Source organism: Brevundimonas mediterranea, from assembly GCF_014196125.1.
Classification (GTDB): Bacteria; Pseudomonadota; Alphaproteobacteria; order Caulobacterales; family Caulobacteraceae; genus Brevundimonas; species Brevundimonas mediterranea.
This window is the reverse complement of sequence record NZ_JACIDA010000002.1, coordinates 174,139-195,711: the sequence shown is the minus strand read 5'-3', so window position 1 is coordinate 195,711 and position 21,573 is coordinate 174,139. Positions and strand designations below refer to the sequence as shown.

The 21,573-nt window shown below is 65.7% G+C and carries 15 protein-coding genes; 4 read left to right on the top strand and 11 right to left on the bottom strand.

Features of this window, described 5'->3' with window-relative positions:
• Positions 1-16: 16 nt before the first annotated feature.
• From GGR11_RS09875 to GGR11_RS09850, 6 genes are all read right to left on the bottom strand, one after another.
• Entirely contained in the window at positions 17-742 is a 726-nt protein-coding gene (locus GGR11_RS09875) for an SDR family oxidoreductase (RefSeq protein WP_183196587.1), read from the bottom strand.
• A gap of 133 nt (positions 743-875) precedes the next feature.
• Complete coding sequence (locus GGR11_RS09870; RefSeq protein WP_246331756.1) at positions 876-3,608, bottom strand: TonB-dependent receptor; 2,733 nt, start codon at positions 3,606-3,608, stop codon at positions 876-878.
• Between the two features lie 114 nt (positions 3,609-3,722).
• Positions 3,723-4,976 (bottom strand): MFS transporter, encoded by a 1,254-nt coding sequence (locus GGR11_RS09865; protein ID WP_183196586.1) that lies wholly within the window; start codon positions 4,974-4,976, stop codon positions 3,723-3,725.
• Positions 4,973-5,857, bottom strand: a complete 885-nt coding sequence (locus GGR11_RS09860) for an amidohydrolase family protein (RefSeq protein WP_183196585.1) — start codon at positions 5,855-5,857, stop codon at positions 4,973-4,975. Before GGR11_RS09860 ends, GGR11_RS09865 begins: the two co-directional genes overlap by 4 nt.
• Positions 5,854-6,804, bottom strand: a complete 951-nt coding sequence (locus tag GGR11_RS09855; protein WP_183196584.1) for an aldo/keto reductase — start codon at positions 6,802-6,804, stop codon at positions 5,854-5,856. Before GGR11_RS09855 ends, GGR11_RS09860 begins: the two co-directional genes overlap by 4 nt.
• Before the next feature lie 32 nt (positions 6,805-6,836).
• Complete coding sequence (locus GGR11_RS09850; protein ID WP_183196583.1) at positions 6,837-7,994, bottom strand: mandelate racemase/muconate lactonizing enzyme family protein; 1,158 nt, start codon at positions 7,992-7,994, stop codon at positions 6,837-6,839.
• Between the two features lie 193 nt (positions 7,995-8,187).
• On the opposite strand from GGR11_RS09850, the gene GGR11_RS09845 reads away from it, so the two are divergent.
• Together GGR11_RS09845 and GGR11_RS09840 are read left to right on the top strand one after the other, a co-directional pair.
• Complete coding sequence (locus GGR11_RS09845; RefSeq protein ID WP_183197812.1) at positions 8,188-8,946, top strand: FadR/GntR family transcriptional regulator; 759 nt, start codon at positions 8,188-8,190, stop codon at positions 8,944-8,946.
• 553 nt (positions 8,947-9,499) lie between these two features.
• Positions 9,500-11,095, top strand: coding sequence for a DUF5605 domain-containing protein (locus GGR11_RS09840; protein ID WP_246331755.1), 1,596 nt, complete (start codon positions 9,500-9,502; stop codon positions 11,093-11,095).
• A gap of 294 nt (positions 11,096-11,389) precedes the next feature.
• On the opposite strand, the gene GGR11_RS09835 is transcribed toward GGR11_RS09840, so the two are convergent.
• Genes GGR11_RS09835 through ptsP form a run of 4 tightly spaced genes read right to left on the bottom strand, consistent with a single transcriptional unit; the run spans position 11,390 to position 17,897 of the window.
• Positions 11,390-12,658, bottom strand: a complete 1,269-nt coding sequence (locus tag GGR11_RS09835; protein WP_246331754.1) for a carbohydrate porin — start codon at positions 12,656-12,658, stop codon at positions 11,390-11,392.
• 45 nt (positions 12,659-12,703) lie between these two features.
• Positions 12,704-14,392, bottom strand: coding sequence for a fructose-specific PTS transporter subunit EIIC (locus GGR11_RS09830; protein ID WP_183196581.1), 1,689 nt, complete (start codon positions 14,390-14,392; stop codon positions 12,704-12,706).
• Between the two features lie 26 nt (positions 14,393-14,418).
• Positions 14,419-15,387 (bottom strand): 1-phosphofructokinase family hexose kinase, encoded by a 969-nt coding sequence (locus GGR11_RS09825; RefSeq protein ID WP_183196580.1) that lies wholly within the window; start codon positions 15,385-15,387, stop codon positions 14,419-14,421.
• Positions 15,384-17,897, bottom strand: a complete 2,514-nt coding sequence (ptsP, locus tag GGR11_RS09820; protein WP_183196579.1) for a phosphoenolpyruvate--protein phosphotransferase — start codon at positions 17,895-17,897, stop codon at positions 15,384-15,386. The genes GGR11_RS09825 and ptsP overlap by 4 nt, the downstream gene beginning before the upstream one ends.
• Positions 17,898-18,009: 112 nt before the next feature.
• Here ptsP and GGR11_RS09815 point away from each other — a divergent pair, with 112 nt between their 5' ends.
• Positions 18,010-19,017, top strand: coding sequence for a LacI family DNA-binding transcriptional regulator (locus GGR11_RS09815; protein WP_183196578.1), 1,008 nt, complete (start codon positions 18,010-18,012; stop codon positions 19,015-19,017).
• 242 nt (positions 19,018-19,259) lie between these two features.
• A complete protein-coding gene (locus GGR11_RS09810; RefSeq protein ID WP_343051114.1) occupies positions 19,260-20,987 on the top strand; it encodes a methyl-accepting chemotaxis protein in 1,728 nt (575 codons plus the stop codon).
• A 64-nt stretch (positions 20,988-21,051) separates the two neighbouring features.
• On the opposite strand, the gene GGR11_RS09805 is transcribed toward GGR11_RS09810, so the two are convergent.
• Positions 21,052-21,552 carry a MarR family winged helix-turn-helix transcriptional regulator gene (locus GGR11_RS09805; protein ID WP_183196576.1) on the bottom strand — a complete coding sequence of 167 codons (501 nt, stop codon included), beginning with the start codon at positions 21,550-21,552 and terminating at the stop codon, positions 21,052-21,054.
• Between the last annotated feature and the right edge of the window lie 21 nt (positions 21,553-21,573).

Sequence of the window (21,573 nt, the reverse complement as noted above, 5' to 3'; positions counted from 1 at the left end):
TGTTTCCCCGAGAAGCTCAGTTGACCCAGCCGCCGTCGATCACATTGACCGTGCCGGTGGTGAAGGCGGATTCGTCGGACGCCAGATAGACCGCCAGCGCCGCCAGTTCCGTCGGACGGCCGAAGCGCCCCATCGCCTGACGTGCGGTGAACTCCGCATAGGCCTTGTCGAAGTCGCCGGTGTCGCGGAGCCTCTGCAGAAGCGAGGGGGTTTCCACTGTGCCGGGGCAGATGGCGTTGCAGCGCACGCCCTGGGTCACGAAATCGGCCGCGACCGACTTGGTCAGGCCGATGACGGCGGCCTTGGTGGCGCCGTAAGCGAACCGGTTCGGGACGGCTTTTATGCTGGAACACACCGACGACATGTTGATGATGGAGCCGCCGCCATTGGCGATCATTGCGGGCAGGAAGGCCCGGATCATCCGGTACTGGGCAGTGACGTTCAGGGCGTTCGAGAAGGTCCAGACGTCTTCATCGCAGTCCAGGATCGTGCCGGCGTGAACATAGCCGGCGCAATTGTAGAGGACATCGACCCCTGCAAACTCGGCGGCGATGGCCTTGACCGCGTCAGGGTCCGTGACATCCAGTTTCCGGACGGTGACGCCTGGCAGATCGGCCAACGGATCGGTGTTGATGTCCGCCGCGATCACCGAGGCGCCTTCCTCCAGGAAGGCCTCCACCGTCGCGCGACCAATGCCCTGAGCCGCCGCCGTCACCAGCGCGGTCTTTCCCGCCAATCTCATCGCCTGCCCCTCTAAACATAAGACGTATGATGTTTGCTAGTGGGCAGGGCTTTGATCGTCAAGGCTGCGCAAAAAAGAAGCCGCATTGCGACGGGCGCAATGCGGCTGACCGAAATCGGCAGGGGAGAGGGAGTTAGAAGCGGACGCGCACGCCCGCCGAAACCCGGCGGCCAGTGGTGCGGAATTCCTTGGTTCGGTCTTCGCTGACCGAATAGATGAACTCGTCCTCGTCCGTCAGGTTGAGGCCGTCGACGAAGACGGTGAAGTTGTCGCCGATGTCATAGGAGGCGCCGACGTCCAGCTGGCCATAGGCGTCGAAATACTCCGGTTCGCCGTTTCGGCCCGAGGCGACCTGAAGGAACTTGTCGCGCCAGGTGTAGGCGATCCGGGCCTGGATCGGACCCTTCTCGTAGAAGCCGACGAGGCTGTAGGAGTATTTGGACAGGCCTTCCAGGCCGTAGGACACGTTCGCGACGGTGTTGGTGTAGTTGGCGTCGGAGTCCGCGAAGGTGAAGCTGGTCTGAACGCCCAGGCCGTCGAAGGGCGCCGGCAGGTTGTCGAAGGCCTGACGATAGCCGAGCTCGAAGCCCTTCACCACAGCGCCCTGGCCATTGGCCGGAACCGTGACCTGGAAGGTGACCTGATCGACCCGTTGGGGCGTCGTGACCAGGGTCACGAAGGAGTCGATGTTCTTGTAGAAGGCCGCGAATGACAGCAGCGACGCCTTGTCGAAATACCATTCAACGCCGGCTTCGATCTGGGTGGCCCGGAAGGGCTCCAGGTCCGGATTGCCCCGTTTGATGGTTTCGTTGCCGGGGTTGGTCTGGATGCTCTGGCGCGGCGACAGATCCGACAGGGTCGGGCGGGTCATCACGCGAGACGTGGCGAAGCGCAGGATCAGATCGTCCGTGACGTTCAGACGGGCGTTCAGCGACGGAAGGATGTCGGTGTAGTGACCGTCGAAGCTGACGGGCACGACCGGCGACACGACGATGATGTTCTGGCCTGCGCCATTGGGCGTGGCGCTGAGCACCGTGCGCGAAGCGCCGGACGAGGTGTAATCCGTGTCCTCGATCCGCACGCCGAAGTTCACGGCCAGGGGCATGCCAGCCAGCTCGGTATCGATGTTGGTCATCAGATAGCCGAGCAGAACGTCCTCATCGACGACCGAGGACGCCGATGGGGAGAAGACCGCCGGGTTGAACGCCTTGCCGTCGCGGGTCGCGTATTCCTTGACCTGAAGGATCAGGTCGCGGGGATTGTAGATGAGCCAGTCGCGAAGGATGTCGCCGCCGCCCTTGCCGCCGAAGAAGTTGCGGTCGGTCGACTGGAACAGGGATTGCGGCAACAGCTGATTGGAGTCGCAGTAGGCGCATTGTTCGCCGAAAGGCATTTCCGACGCGTTGATCGTCTTGGTGCGGCTTTGGGCGCTCAGGCCGGCATAGACTGAAACGGCGCCAGCGGGTTTCCACGCGCCGTCGAGGCGGTATTCGTTGATCTCGTCATCGACGTCCGAGCCGCCGCCCCAGATATAGTAGTGAGCGGTGACGCCCTGGGGGTTGGTCGCGGCATTGGCGTAGTTCGGGCTGGTGAAGCCGTAGTCGTAGATCGGGCTGCCAGACCGGCGGTCGAACCACAGGTCCACGTTCTTGCGGCGGATCGTCGTGAAGTCATTGTCTTCCTTTCCGCGACGCTCGGCCTTTGAGGAGGAGGCGTCGAAGGTCAGGCTCAGGTCGTCGGTCGCCTGCCATTTGGCGTTGAAGCCGAACTGGTTGGTGGTGACCTCGCGGTGATCATACTGGATGATCTGGTCGACGAAGCCGCCCTGGTAGCGCTGGTAGACGGCCTCTCCATCTTGGACGACCTGTTCGACCAGTCGGCCGCCGGCGAAGTCATAGGCCAGGCCGGTCTGCTGCTCGGTGATGTCGGCGTTGGCGTAGAGGGCGTCGACCGTCAGGGTCAGATTGTCCATCGGCTTGTACTGAACGACGCCGTTCAGGCCGGTCATCGTCTTGTCGCGCTCGAAGAAGAAGGGCGACAGGTTGGAAGGCATGGAGACGCGGCTGAAGGGCGCGACGCCGGGGCCGATCCGGGCGCCGGCGACGCCGCCGGCGTTGTAATAGGAGTCCGTGCTGGAGCGGTACACGTGGCCCGCGCCGATGGTGAACTCGTCGTCGCGCACCTGCTGGTCGCTGTAGGACGCGGACAGGGCGACGCCCAGGGTGCGATCCTCGTTACGCCAGCTGACGACGCCCGAAGCCTCGGGATTGTAGGTGTCGCGCAGTTCCGCCCACATCGAACCGATGGAGCCTGCCGCGTCGAAACCGGCGTTGCGTTGCTCCAGAGGGCGGAGAGTGCGCACGTCGATGGTCGCGCCGATCGAGGCGCCGTTGATGTTGGCCTGCGGCGACTTGTAGACGTCGGCGCCCGCGATGACCTCGGAGGGCAGAACGTCGAAGGAGAACTCGCGACCGTTGTTGTCCGTGGCCAGGGTGCGTCCATTCACGGTCACGGCGTTGAACTTGGGTCCAAAACCGCGAACAGAGACGTAGCGGCCTTCGCCACGGTTCCGTTCGATGGTGACGCCGGCGATGCGTTGCAGCGACTCGGCGACGTTCTGGTCCGGCAGTTTGCCGAGGTCCTCGGAAGCGATCGAATCGACCACGCCGATGTTGTTGCGCTTGATGTCGATCGATTGGGCCTGGCTGGCCCGGATGCCTGTGACGACGATCTCGTCGACATTGCTGACATCTTGATCGGCGGGCGGGGGCGGGGCCGCTTCCTGCGCCATGAGCGCGGTCGGAAGCGACCATGCGACGACCAGCCCCAAGGCGGTCGCGGCCATCATTGTCGTCTTTTTGGACATCCTCGGATCCTGTTCGTTTCAACCCCAACGGCTTTTTTTCAAGCCTTGCACAAAGCTTATGCAGGGGGAGGGATGTATGTCAAATTATCATCATACATCTTACGAATATTGTGGCTAACGCACGGATTTGATTGGCAGGACGCAGAAGGCGGAGCCGAAGACGAAGATCACAGCGGCGATGAAGATGGCGGCGTAGTTCCCGCCGAAGACGTTCAACAAAATGGCCGCCATGACGGGGCTGAGGATCTGCGGAATATTTACTGCGGTCGTCAGCACGCCCAGATCCTTGCCCTCGTCGCCCTCCGCGCTCTGGGGGAGAACCTGGGTCATCAGGGCCATGTCGATCGACATGAACATGCCGTAGCCCACCCCGATGACGCCGGCGTAGATCCACATGCCGTTCATGTTCGGCATCAGCAGCGGAACCACCATGGCGCACCCCATGATCAGGCTGGCGATGATGACGAACGGCTTGCGGCGCTGGAAGTGGTCGGACAGAAAGCCCGAGGCCAGGGACGATACGACCAGGCAGACCAGGGTGATCATGGCCATATTGGCGATGGCGATGTTCGAGGCGGCGTCGGAGAGGCCGATGTAGTCGCGCAGGATGTAGAGCAGATAGGCCGCGACCGCCTGATAGCCCATGTAGATCGTAAACCGACCGGCGAAAGCCCAGGCGAAGTCGGGATGCTCTTTCGGACTGATCCAGAAGCCCTTGGCGAACGGGATCCACGAGAAGCTGCGCGCCGGCTGGTGAGCGGTAGACGGTTCGCGGTTGATCAGGACGAAGGCGAGGCAAGAGACGGCGATCGCGACGGCGAACAGGCCGTAGGCCAGGACCTGGGCGCCAGCCAGATAGCCGGCGACGACCGTGCCTGCGGTCAGCCCGGCGGTCATGCCGGCTCCCACGACGCCGGAGACGACGCCGCGCGACTCCGGCGAGAATCGATCCGCGATCACGGTCGTCATCGCCGGCTGCATGGCGTTGTAGGCCACGGTCGCCATGACCCACAGGACCATCAGCGACCAGAAGCTCGTCTGCCAGGAGACGCCGAACAGGCACAGCGACCCGATCAGCGACGCGATCGCGATCCACGGAGAACGGCGGCCCCAGCGCGTGCGGGTGCGATCCGAAAGGGCCCCGGCTATGGGGGTGGTCAGGGTCGAGAAGACCGACGTGATTGCGAACATCAGGGCGAGATTGTTCGCCTTCTCCACCGGATTCAGCGCCGCGATCTGGTTGGGCAGCAACACGCCCAGAACGCCGCTGTAGAGCGCCATCAGCAGGAAAAAGTTGACCATCAGCGACAGCTGAAGTCGCACGCGGCCGGGGCCGGCGACATACCGCGCCGGGGTCTCGAGGGTCATCGGGCCGTCTCCTGAACGTCGGGCGAGGGGGTGATACGGTAGACGTCGGCAGCGACGCCGCCGGAGATGCGGTCGCGATCTTCGGCCGACAGGTGCGCCGTCGCTTGATCGAAGATCGTCAGCCATCGGCCGTAGCCGCCCGCCAGATCAACGACAGGCCAGTCGCCGCCGAACATCAGCCGGTCAGGACCGAAACAGGCGAGGGCGTGATCGATATAGGGACGCAGGGTCGCGTCCCGTCCCGTAGCCCAGTCATCCTGGGTGGTCAGGCCGGAAATCTTGGCGAAGACCTGGGGAAATGCCGCCAGTCTTTTCAGATTGTCGGCCCAGTCGGCGCCCGTGATGTCGCCGCCGTGCAGAGCGATGTCCGGCTTTCCAAGATGGTCCAGAACGACCCGCGCTGTGGGGACGCGCGCGAAGAACGTCTGCAGCACCTTCACCAGTTCGGGCAGCTGGCGGTCGCGGACGCAGACGTCCAGCGTCAGACCTCGCTCGGCCGCAGCGACCATGCCGTCGATATGGGCGGGCGTCGACAGGAAGCCGTCCGCCTCGTTCTGCGTCGAGCGTCGCACGCCGCGAACCTGTGGGCGGCGTATCAGGGCGTCGAGGTGGGACTGAACGGCGGCTCCCGTCTCCAGCGGGGCAAAGGCGACGATCGCAGGGATGTCGAGCGCGGACGGCGCCAAGCCCGCCACCCAGTCCACTTCCGCCAGCGCCTGGGTCGGGGCGCAGTCCGCCTGGACGAAGACGGCTTGGCTCGGCCGGCGATCCAGCCGCACGAAATCCTCCGGCCCGTGACGCCCGGCGATCGCCGGAACATGCTGCAGCCAGTCGTAGTCCAGTTGTCCGGGATCCCAGAGATGGAGGTGGGAATCGATCATTTCCCGGCCTTGCCGCCTCCGCCGGGCAGGACATCCCACCCCTTGTCGCGCACGGGCGCCAGCGCCGCCTCGACCGCAGTCAGGACGGCCGGGTCAATCGGCGTGGTCAGGGCTTCGATGTTGCGGTCCAGGTTCGAGGGCTTGGACATGCCGACGACGGTCGAGACGATGCCGTTGGCGGCCGCCGTCTGGAGGGCGAACTGGAGGGCCACAAATGACAGATCGACGCCCAGGGCCTCACAGCGTCGCGCCGCCTCTGCGGCCGCCGCCCAGACCGAAGGATGCCCGGGATGCCAGTCCGGCGGTCCCTTCGACGTCAGCAATCCCATGCCTAGCGGAGACGCATTGAAGACGGCCACGCCGCTGCGGCCCAGACGCTGTGCGACACCGGCCAGACGCCGGTCCTGCAGGCTGTAGGTGCAGTAGGCCATGACCGTGTCGACCTGTTCGGTGGTCGCCACGTCCTCAAGCACCGACAGGTCATAGCCGGTGATTCCAATCCGGCCGATCGCCCCCTGGCCCTTCAGGTCACGAAGCGTCGGCAGAGCCTCCTCGATCAACTGGCGGCGGTCGCCATGTTCGATGTCGTGGCATTGCAGGACATCGATGTAATCGACGCCGAGCCGGGCTCGGCTCTCGTCCAGACTGCGCAGCGTGGCTTCACGCGAGAAATTCCAGGTTTTGTCGCCGTAGCGGCCAACCTTGGTCATCAGCACGAAGTCGGAGCGCGGTACGCCCTTCAGCGCGGCGCCGAGGGCCGTTTCGGCGCGCGTCAGACCGTAATAGGGCGCCACGTCGATCAGATTGATCCCGGCGTCCAGCGCCGCCTGAACCACAGCGTCCGCCTCGCCCTGTGAGACGTCCTGATAGACGCCGCCCAGCGAGGCGCCGCCCAGCGCTAGTACGGAGACGTTCGGGCCGTCGCGCCCGATCCTGGTCTTGTGCATCCTGTCGTTCCCCGATCGCGTCTTGAGACGTCTTATCGTTCCGCTGCGGCGCGGCTGTTTGGCACCAGACCCAGACCCGCGCGCCGGGGTCGGACATGCGGCCCCTCCGGTTTGGACCATGCGCCGTTGAGGCGATTGTTGGCGATAGCGATCTCATCGACCTCGATGCCCAGGCCGGGCCTGTCGCCGAGGACGATGCCGCCGTCAATGATCTGCTGATCGACGCTCAAACCCAGGGGGAAACCAAAATCCTGGATTTCTATCCCGACCATATTGGGGACCGCCGCCGCAGCATGGGCGACGGGATTGGCGTTATAGCCCACCGGAGAGACGGGCAGATTGTGCGCATGGGCGGCGACCGCGACGCGGTTGAAATGGGTGATGCCCCACACGCTGCCCGTCTGGACGACATCGATGGCGCGGGCGTCGAACAGCGGCGTGAACTGATCCAGTCCCGTCAGGTTTTCCCCGGTGGCGACAGCCGTCTTCACCGAGCGGCTGACGATCGCGTGCCCTTCCGCATCCCAGCGGCGCAGCGGCTCCTCGATCCAGGTCAGGTCGAGATGCGCCTCGATCTCTCCGATATGGCGCACCGCCTGCTTGCGGCTCCAGCATTCGTTGACGTCCAGCATCATGGCGGGGCGATCCGTATTCCGGCTCATGATCTCGCGCGCGGCCAGCAACCGCCGAATGTCGCGATCCTGATCCTTGCCGCCCTTGATCTTGGCGGAGGTGAAGCCGAGATCCGCCCAGCGTTCGTAGAGGTCGCTGAAAGCGGCGTCCGTCAGCCCATAGCAAAGTCCCGAGGCGTAACCCGGCACGAACCGGTCGCGCGCCCCCAGCGTCCGCCACAACGGTTCGTTCGCCATTTTCGCCTTGAGGTCCCACAAGGCCATGTCGACAGCGGCGATGGCGCCATAGGTCGATCCGGCGTGGCCGCTCTTGAACACATGGGACAGCATGCGGTCGTAAAGCGACGAGACGGCCCGTGGATCTTCATCCTCGACGGCGGGAAAGACGCGGGCGATGTCGGCGTGCTGACCAAGGCCGACGCCCGTCAGTCCGCCGTCTGTCTCCAGGAGCAGGACCGGCACCTCCGTCAGGCCGGACTCGACGACGCCGTTGACGTCGCCGACCGGCCGTCCCCAGTCGTGTACCGTGGTCAGGCTGCGATACCCGGTGATCTTCATACGTCGTCTCATGTCGAATGCCGGACCGTCGGTCCAATTTGATAATACGTATGATGTTTGAGTGTTGGCAACCCTTGACTGTGCGGTTCAGGCGAGCTTGACGTGGAAAGGGGCGGCGGCGGCGAATTCCATATCGTGATACGATCTGGCCTCCCGCAAAGTCGCTTCGGGAATCAGCGAGATGCCGACGAATATGACCGCCCTGCCAAACCCCTCCATTCACCGCGCCACTCGGCGTCCTCGTCTTGCGGCTGCGGTCGTGGAGGATCTGGTGAACGCCATCGTCACCGAGATCCATCCCGTCGGTTCAGCCCTGCCGCCCGAGAACGTGCTGTGCGACATCTACGGCGTCAGCCGGACGGTGGTGCGCGAGGCGACGACGGCGCTGACGGAAAAGGGCCTTGTGATCTCGCAGCAGGGCCGCGGGACGATCATCCAGGATCCCTCGTCGTGGAACCTGCTCGACCCGATGATCCTCAGCGCCCTGTTCCGGCGCGAGGACGGCCTGAGCTATCTCGACAATCTCTCGTCGATCCGGGCCTCGCTGGAAGGGGACATGGCGGCCAAGGCGGCGCGGAACATTACGCCGGAAGCCATTTCAGAGCTGACCCAACAGATGCAGAAGCTGGAGAAGCTGATCGCCACGCCCGCCGGCTATGTGCACGAGGATGTGGCCTTCCACGACATCATCATGCGGCTTTCGGGAGATCGGCTCAGCAAGGCCATCATCGACAGCATCCAGAGCAAGGCGATCAAGACCTACAGCTACAGCGGCCGGCTCAATGTGGACCATATCCGTGCGACCCATGAGGCGCACACGAAGGTGTTCGACGCCATCATATCGGGCGACGCAGCCGGCGCTTCGGCGGCCATGAGGGACCATATCGAGCAGTCCTGGCGTAAGCGGCGTCCAGGGCCGAAGGACAAATCGACTAAGGCCGTCACGGGCTGACGACGAGAGCGGCGAAGCCGTCTTTCGCCCTAACCCGACCGCAAGCTTGAGCGGCTGCACCCCGATAGCTTTTCGCCGCTATTTTCTCCTCGCCGAATGCGTCGTTTGCGGCTGCAGCCGTAGAGCACCATCCCGACGCTGACGGGGTGAAGTCTTTGGTCGGCGGGGATTTCGTTTGGCGTGGGGTGTCCCACTAAAGAGCGCCGAAACGCTAAACCGGGGCTTCGGAACCGTCGCTGCTTAAGCCGCCTGGCCGCCGCCGGTTTGTCGCGACGTCGCTGAACGACGCGTTTCAATACCCTGCCTTCGTCGTCGACAGCCCGTCAGAGTCACACCCCTTTCCTGACTGATCGAGAACCCCGGCGGCGCACTGATGGCCCGCAACGCTGTGGCCGCCACGCGCGCCATCAGCGGCGACATGGAAGGCCTGTGAAGGCACCGGATTCTCAGCGCCGGCAGGTCTCCGAACGCGGCGGGACGTCGCTGTCACCGAAGCTGACTTGTATGATGACTTTTGATCGGATTTGATGCCGCAGAGTTTTGGGGAGACGAAATGATGACGCTGGGTATGACCCGGAGGGGTGTCGTAGCCGCCGGAGCAGCGGGTTTGGCTCTAGGCGGTCAGGGCGCCTTCGCCTCTCAGGCTCATGGGATGAGTGTGGAGCGTTGGGGCCTGTTCGAAGCCGCGCTGACCGCCTCGGGCGCAGTCGCGCCCTACCAGGTGAGCCTGCGGGGCGTTTTCACCAACGGCGTCACAACGATCAGAGCGGCCGGCTTCTACGACGGCGATGACGTCTATCGCATCCGCTTCTCACCACCCGAGACGGGCCAGTGGCGATGGTTTGTAGAGAGCGATTTTCCGGCTCTCAATGGTCGCGAAGGTCGCTTTGAAGCCGTGGCGCCGGCAGCGGGCAACCGGGGGCCGGTTGGGGTCAAGGACGGCTACCATTTCGCCTATGCGGACGGGACGCCCTTTCGTCAGGTCGGGACGACGAGTTACGGCTGGACCCACCAGCCTCAGTTGAAGCGGCGTCAGACGCTCGAGACGCTTCGAGCGTCGCCCTTCAACAAGCTCCGAATGCTGGTTTTCCCCAACGCGACCATCAAGACAAATGAAGCGATCTTCCCGTTCGCGAGGACGGGACCAGGCAACCGTGATTGGGATCTGGCCCGCTTCGATCCGGCTTACTTCCAAAGACTGGATGCTTGCGTGGCCGCGCTGTGCGACCAAGGCGTGCAGGCCGACATTATTCTGTTTCACCCTTACGACGAGACCTACGGCTTCGAGGAGATGGGGGCCGAGGCTGATGATCACTACGTCCGCTACATCATCGCCCGTCTGTCGGCCTATCGGAACGTATGGTGGTCGCTAGCCAACGAATACGATCTGCTGAAAAGCAAAACCGACGCCGATTTCGACCGAATGTTCCAGTTGGTTCAAACCGAGGACCCGTACGGCCGACTACGCTCGATCCACAACTGGCGACGGCTGTATGATCACGGCAAGCCCTGGGTGACGCACGCCAGCATTCAAAATGGTGCGGCCGTTCGCGATGATGCACGCGCCGAGACCTACCGCAGTGTTTGGAAGAAGCCCGTCATATTCGATGAAATCTGCTACGAGGGGAATCTGGATGAGCGTTGGGGAAACCTCACGGGCCCCGAGCTGGTGCGCGGCTTCTGGCATGGTCTGATCGGCGGAACCTATGTCGGCCATAGCGAATGCCTGCCTAGACATCCGGACGATGGCTTCTGGCTGGGCGAGGGAGGAGAACTTCGCGGCGAAAGCGCGCCGCGGCTGACCTTCCTCAAGAGTCTCATGGAGGCCGGTCCAAAGCCCGGTATCGATCCAATCGACAAATGGTGGGAGCAGCACCTGGGCGGCATCCCCGGCCAATACTACCTGCGCTATTTCGGCGAGGAGGCTCCCACCCAGTGGGCCCTTGATCTGCCTCGCGACGAGATCAAAGGCGGAGAGCGCTTCGCCGTTGACGTGATCGACACATGGAACATGACCATCGAGCGCGTGCCAGGCGCGTTTGTGATGTCGGCCAAGGACACCAAATACTATTTCCATGATCGCGAACGCCCGACTCTTGAGCTGCCTGGTCGTCCATGGATGGCGATTCGCGTGACGCGCCTGGACTGAGATGGCAGTGCAGCTGAGCAGCGAGGTGTGAGGCCTCCGTCCGTCCATCATGAGCAACGATGAGCGCCGAGAGACGCCCTCGACCGGATTGGTTGGGCGTTTGGTCAGCCGAGCGACGCCGTCGATGCCACCGCGTGCGGGAGCGCGGCATTTCAATGCGAAGGGTTCGATGCAGCGCGTTCGTCCCGTCCGCTCTGCGGCGGGCGGGATGCGCCCGGTGATGGTCAGGCCGCCGTCGCCCCTTGGCAGCGGGGACGGCGGCCGTCTGACAGCAGGTGCAGCCGCGCCCTCTCGTCAGCGGTTCAGATCCAGCGCACCGGCCAGGTCGATATCCAGCCGAACACCGATCACGACCGCGTCGGGCAAATCGACCCTCCGGGCCGGCGCGTTCAGTTGGTCCGGATTGACGATGTAGTGCAGATTGGGCTGGACCCGCACGGCGGGCGTCACCTGAAGACCATAGCCCAGCTCGACCATGATCTGGTCGTCGGCCGGCGTGCCAAAGCCGCCAGCGCCGGCGCGGGCGAGGCGAAGGTTTTCCAGCGCCGCGTCCGAGTAGGCCTGGCGGGACGCCACAAAGGAGAGGCTATCCGCCGGGCGGCTTGCGAAGGGGCCTTTCAGAACGAAACCCAGCTGCTGAAAATCCGTCTCCAAAGTCTCGCCGGAGGTCGCGGCAAGGACAGCGCCGAAGACCGTCAATCCCCGCTCGCCCTCGGATTCAGGTTTCCAGACCTTCTGTTCGAACCGGGCGAACACGCCGGATCGTCCGTTGCGCACCGCATAAGGCGCGCCTGACACCACAGCCGGGGCTCCGGTCTCGTCGCGCAGCGGATCATTGTAGTCCGCCTCGTCATACCAGCCGCCGATCTCATACATTCGGGGGTAGGGATCTGTGTCGTCGTCGGTGCGGTATCCCAGGGCGAAGGGCACATCGACGCCGGTGGACCCGTGGGTGTCCCAGTCGAAGCCGTGGTCGCTGTCGCGAGACCGCTCTGGATTCACCTCATAGACCCCGACATGGGCGTAGATGTTCGGCGTTAACCAGGCCTTGGCGTGCGCGCCCCAGCTGGACACAGGCCACCAGGTGAAATTGCTTGTCTTGAAGACGAAGGTGGGATTGCCGCACGCGGCGTTGTTCTGGAAATATTGGCACAGGGGCGAACCCAGGAAGCTGATGTTGGCGACGGTCCGCCCGCCTTCCAGAACCAGACGCCCGTCGAACAGGCTCTGCTCAAGGGTGAACAGGGTCAGTCTGCTGTTCTGCGCGCCGTAGATTTCCTGAACGGAGGTGCTGTTGCCGATCCCGTCTTCGGAAAGGTTGTCGCCGTGGCGGTTGACGAAGGCGACGTGCAACCGGCCCCCTTTCCAACCGGCCAGTCGGTTCAGATCGACGTCGGCGCCCACCATGAGCTGACCGGCGTAGGCGCCGGTTCGGTCCAGCCCGCCGTCGACCACCGCAGCGCCTTCGCCGGTGTAGCCTGCCTGCCAGTTTACGACACGCCCCGCGTCCTGCGCGACGGCCGGCGACGCGAAGACGACGCAGGCGGCTGAAAACGATTTCAATATGTGACGCATAAGCGATCCCTCTCCCTTTATCTTTTCTTGGGTTTACGCGACTTGGCGGGGCAACAGTCCGCGCAGAGCCACGGCCGTGATCGCCGAACCTGCGAGGACGGCCAGGCCATAGGCGAAGACATGGCTGACGGCGTTGGGGATGAGCATGACGAAGAGCCCGCCATGCGGCGCTCGCAACTCGGCGCCCACGGCCATTGAGATCGCCCCGGCCGTCGCCGCGCCCAGAACGAGTGCGGGGATGACGCGCAAGGGATCACGCGCGGCGAACGGCAAGGCCCCCTCGGTGATGAACGCCAGCCCCAGCAAGGCCGTGGCGGGACCGGCCGCGCGTTCCGCCGGCGTGAAGCGCTGAGGAAACAGACGCGTGCCCAGGAAGAGGCCGAGCGGCGGCGTCATGCCGCCCGCCATGACGGCGGCCATCGGGCCATAGACGTCGCTGGTCAGGAGGCCGGTTGAGAACGCATAGGCCGCCTTGTTGATGGGACCGCCCATGTCGATCGCCATCATGCCGCCGAGCAGGGCGCCGAGAGTGGAGGCGCCCCCGCCCTGGAGGCTCTGAAGCCAGGCCGTCAGGCCCGCCAGCACCAGGGCCGTCGGCCGGCCGACGACATAGATCATCGCCAGCCCCGTGATCAGGGTTCCCAGCAGCGGCAGCAGCAGCACCGGCTTCAGCCCCTCGAGCCCCTGAGGCAGACGAATCCATCGGCTCATCAGACGAACCGCATAGCCGGCGATGAAGCCGGCGAGGATCCCTCCCAAGAAGCCGGCGCCGAGCTGAGCCGCGAGGACGCCGCCGATCATGCCGGGCGCAAGGCCGGGCCGGTCGGCGATCGAGAAGGCTACATAGCCCGCCAGAGCGGGCACCATCAGGGTGAAGGCGGCCTTGGCGCCGATCTGGAACAGGGCGGCGGCGAAGGTGCCCTGCTGGTCGCCGGCGTAGATTCCGCCGACCGCGAAGGCCAGGGCGATGAGAAGCCCGCCCGCCACGACGAAGGGCAGCATGAAGGACACGCCCGTCATCAGATGCTTGTAGACGCCGGCTCCGCCGGGCGCCTTGACGGGCGTCGAGCCCGGGGTCGGCGTCAGCGCCTCGTCATGGGATCGGGCTTCGGCCAGCGCCCGTTCGATCAGGGCCGCGCCGTCGTTTATGGCGGGCTTCGTCCCTGTGACCAGAACGCGTTTGCCGGCGAAGCGCGACAGATCGACCTGGGTATCCGCCGCGATGACGACGACGTCGGCTGCGTTTATCTCCTGCTGCGTCAGGCCGTCTCGCGCGCCGACGGAACCCTGGGTCTCCACACGAATGGCGTAGCCCAGCGAGTCGGCGCCCGCCTTCAGGCCCTCCGCCGCCATGAAGGTGTGGGCGATTCCGGTCGGACAGGAGGTGACGGCGACGATCCGCCTGAGCCCCGCCGTCGGTGCGGGGGCGCCGGCGCCGTCGATCGCGCGGGCCAGCACGGCGTCGGCGTCGGCCAAGACCGCCTCAAGGGTCGCCACAGTGCGGACGGGCTCGGATCCGACCGGTCGGGGTTCGGGGTCGCCGACCAACAGCAGAAGGTCGGGCATGGCGTCGACCTCCAGGGCGCCGAGCACCGCCCCCTCGACTTGAACCTCGATCGGCGGCGTCAGACCGCGACGGGCCGCCGCCCTGCGCAAGGCTTCGGACGCCAGCAACGCCTGTGTCGTGCGTTGCATGTCCCCGACAATGATGGCCAACAACATGAGTGTCTTTCCTCTCTGCAGCGACGCTATGCGGCGCCGTCTTGCGCGCCGACCCACGCATCGGCGGACTTGATCTTCACCTGTGCGGCCAAGCCCTCGATCACCTCTCGGGGCGGCAGATGCGGCCCGACGACCCGCAGCTTGCCCGCAGCGAACGCGGTCGCGAGCCGCGCGGTGCGATCCAGATCCGCGCCCTCCACCAGGGCCGCCGCCAGACCGGCGACCATGGCGTCGCCTGCGCCGACGCTGGACAAGGCGTCGACCTGCAAGGCCTCGGCGTGAAGCGCCTCGTCCGACCCGACAAAAAGGGCTCCGCCCGCGCCGAGGGACACCACGGTCAGCGCGACCCCGCCGGCGCGGATCAGGCGGGCCTGATGCAACAGGCCGATGTCGTCGAGCGCCCCCCCCGCCAGGATCGACAGTTCGTCGCGATTGGGCTTCAGGACATGCGGACGGGACCTCGGCCCGGCCAGCGCCAAGGCGAGCGGCCCCTCGCTGACGTCCATGATGACCCGTGCGCCCCGCGCGCGCCACTCGGCGGACAGATCCGCCCAAGTGCCGCCAGGCAGACCCTCCGGCAGACTTCCCGCCAGAACCAGCAGACTCGGCGACAAACGCTCGAGTACAGCGCGCACGCCCGCCAAGTCGTCCTGGGCCGTCGATAGTCCGGGCAGGTTGACGTCGGTGGTTCGCCCGTCGCGCTCGGCCAGCTTGATGTTGACCCGTGTCGCGCCCGGCAGACGCGTCATGGCGTCCTTGATCCCCTTGTCCGTGAAGAGCGATTCGAACAGGGCCGCGTTCTCTGCGCCCAAAAAACCGGCGGCGGTCACGGGCGCCCCCCAGTCAGCCAGGCAACTCGCGACATTGACGCCCTTCCCGCCCGGGTTGGAGCCCGCCGCACGCGCGCGATGGGTTTCGCCGGGACGTAGCGCATCGACGCCGACGGTGAGGTCGATCGCAGGATTGAGGGTGACGGTGACGATCCGCTCGGTCATGCGCCGCGTCTTTCCAAGGCGCGCACATCCGCCGCAGATTCCGCCGCCAGCGCCCTTTCGGCCAGCTCGCGCAGGTCAGGCCACAGGGCCTCGCGCAGCCGCGCCTTGACTGCGGGCGCCTCGCGCGGGGTCATCGACAGTTCCTGGACGCCCAGTCCCGCAAGCAGACTTGCGCCGAACGGGTCGCCGGCAAGGCCGCCGCACACGCCGACCCATTTGCCGTGGGCTTCGGCCCCTTTGACGGTCTCATGGATGAGCCGCAGCACCGCTGGGTGCAGGGCGTCGGCTTCAGCCGCCAGGTCGGGATTCTGGCGGTCGATGGCGAGCACATATTGCGTCAGGTCGTTCGTGCCGACCGAGAAGAAGTCGATGTGGCGCGCCAGAGACTCGGCCTGAAGCGCAGCCGCCGGCACTTCGATCATGACGCCCAGGGGCGTCTCGGGCCCGCCGACCTCGGCGCGGATACGGGCGCAGATCGCCTTTAAGGCCAGAACCTCGCCGACGGAGGTGATCATGGGGAACATGATCGAAAGCGTACCGGGCCTGTGGGCCGCCGCCCGGTAAAGCGCGCGTAATTGGGGCTCCAGAAGTTCGGGACGCCGCAGCAGCAGCCGTGCGCCGCGCACGCCCAGGAAGGGATTGTCCTCGCGCGGCAGCTCAAGATGGGCGACCTGCTTGTCGCCGCCGATGTCCAGCGCTCTCACGATGACCGGTCGGCCGCCCATCGCGTCCAGCATGGCGCAATAGGCCTCGAACTGTTCGGCCTCGTCCGGGGAGTGATCGGCCTCCAGGAACAGAAACTCCGTCCGCATCAGTCCGACGCCCTCCGCCCCCTGCGACAGGGCGAAGGCGGCCTGGTGCGCCTGGTTGATATTGGCCGCCACCTCGATGCGGCGCCCGTCGCGGGTGACTGCGGGCAGGGCGCGGACTTCGCTTTCCCGCTCGCGGACCTCACGCTGGGCCTCCAGCCAGGCGCTGGCGGAAATCACGTCCGCTTCCGAGGGCTCCAGATACAGCCGCCCAGCCTGCCCGTCGATGATGACCGTCGCCCCATCGGCCAGATCGAGCACCGCCGATCCCGCCGCAACGACAGCGGGCAGGCCGAGAGTCCGCGCCAGGATGGCCGTGTGCGAGGTCGGTCCCCCCAGAGCTGTAATCAGGCCGGCGACCTTGTCGACGTTCAGGGCCGCCGTATCGGAGGGCGAAAGGTCGCTGGCCACCAGCACGGTCGGCGCGTCGGGCAAGCCGGAAAGGGCGTCGCTTTTGAGCGTCGGCTCCAGCACGGTCAGCACGCGCCGTCCGACGTCGTGCAGATCCGCCGCCCGCGCGGCGAGCACCGGGTTGCCCAGGGCGCTGAGGCCGGCGGCGATCCGATCGACCGCCGCGTTCCACGCCCAGGCGGGGCCATGGCCCTCCACCATCAGCTGGCAGGTCAGAGTAATGAGATCGGTGTCGTTGAGCAGTTCCGACTGGGCGCGGAATATGCCTGCCTCGGATTCTCCGACGCGTCGCGCCGTATCGTCCGCGAGCGCTCGAAGCTGGAAGCGCGTGGTGCTCAGGGCGGCGTCGAGCATCGCCCCTCCTTCGGTCAGGGCGACGGGCCTATCCGGGATCTCGGCCTCGACGGCGGACACCTTCCTGAGCGTTCCGATCGCAAGGCCCGGCGAGGCTGCGACGCCGGCGATATAGGCGGGCGCCCCCGGCGGGCTCCAGTCCGGTGCGCGCTCAGCGGCGCGCGCCGCCGCCTGCGCGGCGTCGGCCTGTTCCTGAACGGACAGGCCGTCCATCACGCGCCGCAGGGCGGCGAGCGCAGCCTCCGCGTCGGATCCCGTCGCGGAGACGACGACGGACTCGCCGTGTTTTAGCCCCAGTTGCAGAAGTGAAATCAGAGACTTCGCATCCCCGGCATCGGCGTTTCGCCGCACCCTGACCTGGGCGGCGAAACCACGGACGGTCTCGACCCATCGGGCCGCCGGCCGTGCATGCAGCCCCGAGGGATAGGGCACGACCCAATCGAAGACGACGGCCAAGTCGCCCAGGGACGCGCCCTGGGCGGCCGTCTGATGCTCGTCCTGCAACGCTGCGATGATCTCTGACCGCTCGTCTGTCTCGAACAGCCGCACGAGCCGGTCTTCGTCCTGGAGCAGGCGGGTCAACCGGCGCAGCGCGTCCAGATGTGCGTCGGACTGGGCGGCGATCGCCACCACCAGCCGCGCCGTTTGGCCTGGATTCCATTCAACGCCGTTCGGCAACTGCAGGATGGCGATGCCGTTACGGCGCACCATCGCGCGGTCCTCCACCAGGCCATGGGGGATCGCCACGCCGTGACCCAGGAAGGTGTTGGCCGCCGCCTCGCGGCGCATCATGCTCTGAGCATAGTCGGGGTCGACGCATCCCGCCGCCGCCAGCAGCGCGCCCGCCTGGGCGATGGCGTCCGCCTTGTCCGAGGCGGCGCCGCCCAAACGGATCAACTCGTGAGTCAACAGTCCTGTGGCGGAAGTCGATGTCATTAGGCGCCTCCCTGACGCTCGATTATTGACGGCATGTGAAATCGTTTTCACATCGCTTGTCAACCGTCCTGGGCGGCTTGCAAAGGCGGTCGCCGCGCGCGATGCACTGCCGATGAAGTCTGTCTCGGTCGAACCTGTCGGAATCAAGGACGTTGCGCAGGCCGCCGGCGTGTCTCCCGCGACCGTGTCCCGCGCCTTCGGGCGAGGCCCCATCAGTCCCGAACTGCGCGCCAAGGTCGAGGCCGCGGCGAGGGCCATAGGTTACCGCCCCAACTTGTCCGCTCGCCGCTTGCGCTCCCAGGACACGCGGACGATCGGGCTGATGGTCGCTGACATCCGCAACCCCTTCTTCACCGCCGTGAGCCGCGCGGTGGAGGATATCGCCTATGCGCAGGGGATGAGGGTGATCCTGTGCAACACGGACGAGGATCCGGACCGCGAGGCCTTCTACATGCAGGCTATGCAGGAGGAGCGCGTCACCGGTCTGATCTTCGCCCCGACGCGCATTACGCTGGAGGCGATGGAGCAGGGCTTTGCGCTCGACCTTCCCACCGTGCTCGTCGACCGCGCCAGTCCTAGATGCGGCCATGACGCCGTGATGATCGACAATCGTCGGGCGGCCGCCCTGCTGGTCGATCACCTCGCCTCTCAAGGGTTCACCCGCATCGCCGGCCTCTTCGGCGCCGCCAGCACCACGGGGGTCGAGCGGCAGGCGGGCTACGCCGCTGCGCTCAAGGCGCGCGGCCTGCCCGACCTCAGCCGCCTCGTTTCCCCCAGCGCCGCGGCGGCGGAAGCGGCGCTTCCCGAACTGTGGCGTGAAGCGAGACCGGACGCCGTCATCACCTCGAACAGTCTTCTCGCCTTGGGCCTTTTGAAGGCGCTTCGCGTCCAGGCGCTTCGCGTCCCCGATGACATCGCCCTGGCCACTTTCGACGACGAACCCTGGACCAGTCTCGTCGATCCCGGCCTCACCGCGCTGGCCCAGCCGGTCGATCAGATCGGTCAGGAAGCGATGCGGCTCCTGGCCGACAGGATCCGAAACCCTAGGGCGGAGACCCGCATCGTCCTCTTGCCGGGACGTCTCGTCGAACGAGCCTCCTCCCGACGGACCTCGAACTAGCGCCCTGGCCGAGATCCTGCGCCGCGCCTGTCGTCGGAGGCGGTGGCTTCGCCATGAGAGGCCAGGCTGACAGGGGCCGGAACCCACCGTGCCGAAGCGGAAAACGACGTGTCGATTCAGATGCTTCGGGGGCTGAGCATATCCATACGTCTTGGTAGCGAATGGATGATATCCAAGCAGGGAATCAACTGGGCAAAGACTGGGACGCAATGTTGGGCAGGGGAAAACGATCGGCGTCGCTGGTGCTTGAAGAAGCTGTCGAAGCCCTGCGAACCAATGTGATGATCGCGGACAAGGATCTGAACATCACCTATCTGAATCCGGCGGTTCAGGAGCTGCTTCAGACCGCCGAGGCGGATCTGCGCAAGGAACTTCCGAACTTCAGCGTCGCCAAACTGGTCGGCAGCAACATCGACATCTTTCACAAGAACCCGGCCCATCAGCGCGGGATGCTGGCGGCGCTGACCAAGCCGCATTCGGCGACCATCCGCGTTGGAGACTGGGCGTTCGACCTTCACGTCAGCCCGCTGAAGCGGCGAGGCAAGTCGGCCGGTTTTGTCGTGGAGTGGTCGGACGCCCACCACCGGCTCGCCAGCGAGGATTTCGCGGCCCAGATCGAGGCGATCGGGCGATCCCAGGCGATGATCGAGTTCAAGCTGGACGGCACGATCGTCAACGCCAACGAGCGTTTTCTCGATGTCATGGGCTACCAGCTCAATGAAATCGTCGGCCGCAAACACGAGATCTTCGCCGAACAGGAATACCGCGAAAGCCCCGAATATCAGCATTTCTGGGCCGCGCTCGCGAGCGGCGCGTTCCAGTCCGGCGAGTTTAGGCGGGTCCGCAAGGACGGGGGCGTCGTCACGATCCAGGGCGCGTACAATCCCATCCTCGGCCCCGACGGCAAGGTGGCCAAGGTGGTCAAATTCGCCACGGACGTGACGCAGCGTGTGGAGGCGGTGACCGTGATCGGCGACGCTCTGACCGCGCTCGCCGGAGGCGATCTCCAACGGCGGATAACCACCAAATTCATACCAGAGCTCGACAAGCTCCGGCTCGACTTCAACAGCGCCGTTGAAACCCTCCAGGCGACCATGACCAGCGTCGGCGCGACAGCGGGTGCGATTCGCGCGGGCGCCGACGAGATCGGCGTCGCTTCCGACGAACTGTCGCGCCGGACCGAACAGCAGGCCTCCAGCCTGGAAGAGACCGCCGCGGCGCTTGATCAGCTCACCTCGACCGTCAACAGCAGCGCCGCCAATGCGCAGAAGGCGGCCGCCGTCGCGCTCGGGGCCAGGGGGGACGCCCAACGCTCGGGCGACGTCATGGGCGAGGCGATCTCCGCCATGTCGGAAATCGAGCGATCCGCCGTTGAAATCACCAACATCATCGGGGTGATCGACGAGATCGCCTTCCAGACCAATCTGCTGGCCCTGAACGCCGGGGTCGAGGCGGCGCGGGCCGGGGACGCCGGCCGCGGCTTCGCCGTCGTCGCTTCCGAAGTGCGGGCGCTTGCCCAGAGATCTGCGGAGGCCGCCAAGGAAATCAAGGGACTCATCGCGGGCAGCTCGCAGCAGGTCACCAAGGGCGTCAAACTGGTCGGCGAGACCGGACAGGCTCTGGCCGTGATTGTCGAGCGCGTGGCGGAAATCGACGCCTTGATCAGCGAAATCGCCACCTCCGCCCGCGAGCAGTCATCGGGCCTGAGCGAAGTGAATGTGGCGGTCAACCAGATGGACCAGGTCACCCAGCAAAACGCCGCCATGGTCGAGGAGTCCACGGCCGCCTCGCATTCGCTCCGTCAGGAGACGGAAGGGCTGATGACGATGATCGGGCGGTTTCAACTGGGAACGGCAGGAAGCTCGACTCGACAGCAGGCCGCGCCCGAGCCTCGCCCGGTCCGCCTCGTCGCCGTCGGCGGCGGACGGGCCCAGGCTGCGCAGGCGACATCGGACTGGGAGGCGTTCTGAAGGCGAGCCTGCGTCCCGATCTTCGGAACGCCCGGGCGCCATCAGGAACGAATGGGAATACCGGTCACGCGCCGAGCGTGGAGACCGGTCCGGGCATGCGGGTGCAGCCTCGGGGCTGCGGCGCCGGGTCTGCGTCCGTCGCAACGGAACAGTCGTGCGCGCCAAGGGCGGCGTTCATCCGGGACAGGACGGCGAGGGCGGTCGAGAGGTCCTGAAGCGAGACAGAGCTTTCGACGCTGTATTGCACGCATGAGGCGCAGGCCGACCAGACGTCCGCCGCCTCTCGTCCGCTGTCGGTAAGGCGCAGGAGGTGGGCGCGTCGATCCCCCTTCAGGGGCTGACGCTCCACCAGACCCGCCGCAAGGAGGCTGGTGACACGCGTCGACATGACGGCCTCCGAAAGCGCCAGCGCATCGGCCGCTTCCCTCTGGATCAAGCCGGAGGGGCGTTGGGCCAGAAGGTTCAGGACCGCCAGCTGGCCCGCGTTCAGGCCGCCTTCCGCCAGCACCTCGTCCACCCGCGTCGTCCATCGACGCGCAAGCAGGATGACGGCGGACTGCAGCATGGTCCCCACCGCGTGATGATT